We start from the raw sequence: 3182 nt of genomic DNA on the forward strand, positions 1-3182 counted from the left end.
ACCTCGACGTCGCCCGGCTCGACGATGCGGGTCATGCTGCGATCGGTGAAGCTCAGGCGCTGAGTCGGCACGTCGAACGACACCCGGCGGGACTGTCCCGGCTCCAGCGCGACGCGGGCGTAGCCCAGCAGCTGGGCGACCGGACGCGAGATCGACGCGACGACGTCGCGCGCGTAGAGCTGCACGACATCCGTCGCCGCGACGTGGCCGGTGTTGGTCACAACGACCGACGCCTCGAAGCGGCCGTGGGTCGGTGCGCCGGACGGCACCCGCAGGTCGTCGTAGGCGAACGTCGTGTAGGACAGGCCGAATCCGAACGGACGCAGCGGCGTCGAGTCCGTGGAGGTGACATCCGACGGGCCGCCCAGGATCGGGTGCAGGTAGCTGTACGGCGACGAGCCCGAAGAGCGCGGCAGGCTGACGGGCAGCCGGCCCGAGGGGGCCGTTCGTCCGGTGAGGACCGCGGCGATGGCGGAGCCGCCCTCCTCGCCGGGGAAGAAGGTCTGCAGCACGGCGGAGGGCCGCGGGCCGTCGCCGTCGATCGCCCACGAGATCGCGTACGGGCGGCCGGTCATCACGACCAGCACGACCGGCGTGCCTGTCTCGACCACCGCCTCGACCAGCTCCCGCTGGACGCCCGGGAGGTCGAGCGACTCGACATCGTTGCCCTCACCGACCGTGCCCCGGCCGAACAGGCCGGCTTGATCGCCCACGACGACCACCGCGATCTCCGCCGCCGACGCGGCCGCGACGGCCGCGTCGAAGCCGGTGCGGTCGTCGCCCTCGACGGCGCAGCCCTCCGCGAAGAGGAGCTCCGCGTCGGGCAGCGCGGCGCCCAGCGCCTCGCGCACGGTCGGGATCTCGAAGCCGATCTCGTGGTCGGGGTGGTGGGCGAGCACATGGTTCGCGAACGAGTAGCAGCCCTGCAGCGCGGCGGCGCGGTCGGCGTTCGGACCGATCACCGCGACGCGCCGGACCCCCGCAGACATCGGCAGCGCGCCGTCGTTCGAGAGCAGCACGAGGGACTCCTCCGCCAGGCGCAGCGCCACGTCGCGGTGGCGCGGGCTGTCGAGGTCGATCCGGGCGGGCGGCTCGTCCTCGAAGGCGTCCGGTTCGAGCAGGCCGAGCTCCTCCTTCTGCATCAGCGCCCGCGCCACCGCGCGGTCGAGGTAGGCCTCATCCAGGGCGCCCGAGCGCACGCGCTCCACGAGCGGCGCGAGGTACGCGTCGCCCGAGGGGAGTTCGACGTCGATGCCGGCCGTGAGGGCCTGCGCCGCGGCCTCGCCGCGATCGGCGGCCACCGCGTGCATGACCTCGAGGAACGCGACCGCGAAGTAGTCCGCCACCACGACGCCGTCGAAGCCCAGCTGCTCCCGCAGCAGCCCCGTGAGCAGGGCGGGATCGGCGGCCACGGGCATGCCGTCGATCTCGGCGTAGCTGTTCATGACGCTCTTGACGCGGCCGTCCCGGATCGCCATCTCGAACGGCGGCAGGAACACGTCCGCCACCTCGCGGGGACCGGCGTGCACGGGCGCGTGGTTGCGCCCGGCGCGGGAGTTCGAGTAGCCGAGGAAGTGCTTGAGCGTCGCGTGCACTCCCGTCGACTGCAGGCCGCGCACATAGGCCGTGCCCACGGTTCCGACGAGATAGGGGTCCTCGCCGATGCACTCGTCCACCCGGCCCCAGCGCGGGTCCCGGATCACGTCCAGCACGGGTGCCAGTCCCTGGTGGATGCCGAGCGCGCGCATGGACTCGCCGATCAGCTCACCCATCTCGGCGACCAGTTCCGGGTCGAAGGACGCGCCCCACGCCAGCGGGGTCGGGAAGGTCGCCGCCTTCCACGCGGCCAGGCCGGTCAGGCACTCCTCATGCACGAGGGCCGGGATGCCCAGCCGCGTCTCGCGCTTGAGCCGACGCTGCTCGTCCCACAGCCACGCGGCGCGCTCGGCGGGATCGACCGGACGCGTGCCGTACACACGTGTGTAGTGACCGATGCCCTCGCGCGTGATGTCGGGGAGCGTGCGGCCGTCCTTCGCGGTGCTCATCTCGTCGGCCAACGGGGCGACGACCTCCCCGCCCTGGTCGAGCCAGTAGCCGACGATCTGTGCGGCCTTCTCCTCGAGCGTCATGTCGGCCAGCAGCGCCCGCACCCGGTCGGATGCCTCGGGGAAGGCGGCGACGTCCGCGCGAGCGATGCCGTCGATGGACGTGTCAAGGGACATGGATGTCTCCAAAAGGTGTGTCGATGAGGCTGGACGCGGGGGCTCAGCCCTTGACCGCGCCGGTGAGGCCGCCGACGATGCGGCGCTCGAAGAGGCTGAAGAACACCAGCGCGGGCAGCATCGACAGCGACACGTAGGCCAGCACGCGGGCGGTGTCGACCGAGTACTGAGACGCGAAGTTCTGCACGCCCAGCGGCAGCGTGTACAGGTCGCTGTCGTTCAGGATGAACAGCGGCAGCATGTACCCGTTCCATGAGCCGACGAACGCCAGGATCCCCACCGTGATGACGCCGGGAAGGCTCAGCGGGACGACCATGCGCCAGAAGAACCCCAGCCGGCCGGTGCCGTCGATCGACGCGGCCTCCTCGAGCTCCTTCGGGATCGCGCGCAGGAACGGCACGAGGATGATGATGGTCGTCGGCAGCGCGAAGGCGATCTGCGGCAGGATGACGCCGCCGAGGCTGTTCACCAGGCCGAGGTTGCGCACCAGCAGGTACAGCGGCGTGATCGCGACCGTGACGGGGAACATCAGGCCCGCCGCGAACACGGAGTACATGATGCCCTTGCCCGCGAACTGGTAGCGCGCGATCACGTAGCTCGCCATCACGCCGAGCACGACCGCGCCGGCCGTGGTGGCGAGCGCGACGAGCGTGGAGTTCCACACCGCGGTCCAGAACTCGCTGCCCGTGAGCACGTCACCGTAGTTCGCGAGCTGCCATGGTGCCGGCCAGCCCGACGGGTCCTGCGTGATCTGGGAGTTGGTGCGGAAGCCGCCGATGATGATGTACAGCACGGGCGTGATGCAGATCGTGATCAGGATCAGCGCCAGCAGGTACACCCACGGGCTGCCCCACTTCTCCCTCGGCATCTTCGCCGGCCGGTTGTTCCTGCCGACCGCCTGGATCGCCACGGACGTCGCGGTCATTTCTCAGCCTTTCCGCCGTCGGTGAGCGCGCCCTC

General features: G+C 71.0%; 2 protein-coding genes. Both read right to left on the reverse strand.

The window, feature by feature from the left end:
* The coding region (locus RIF89_RS12945) for a glycoside hydrolase family 3 N-terminal domain-containing protein (RefSeq protein ID WP_309069511.1) at positions 1 to 2222 on the reverse strand (2222 nt) is incomplete at its 3' end.
* A gap of 43 nt (positions 2223 to 2265) precedes the next feature.
* Positions 2266 to 3147 (reverse strand): carbohydrate ABC transporter permease, encoded by an 882-nt coding sequence (locus RIF89_RS12950; protein ID WP_309069512.1) that lies wholly within the window; start codon positions 3145 to 3147, stop codon positions 2266 to 2268.
* Positions 3148 to 3182 lie beyond the last annotated feature (35 nt).

The sequence above is a fragment of the Microbacterium sp. genome (assembly GCF_031178525.1).
In the GTDB taxonomy this organism is placed as follows: Bacteria; Actinomycetota; Actinomycetes; order Actinomycetales; family Microbacteriaceae; genus Microbacterium.

Bases quoted from the DNA above. Each gene is read 5' to 3' on its own strand.
- RIF89_RS12950 (WP_309069512.1), bottom strand. From the start codon at position 3,147: ATGACCGCGACGTCCGTGGCGATCCAGGCGGTCGGCAGGAACAACCGG.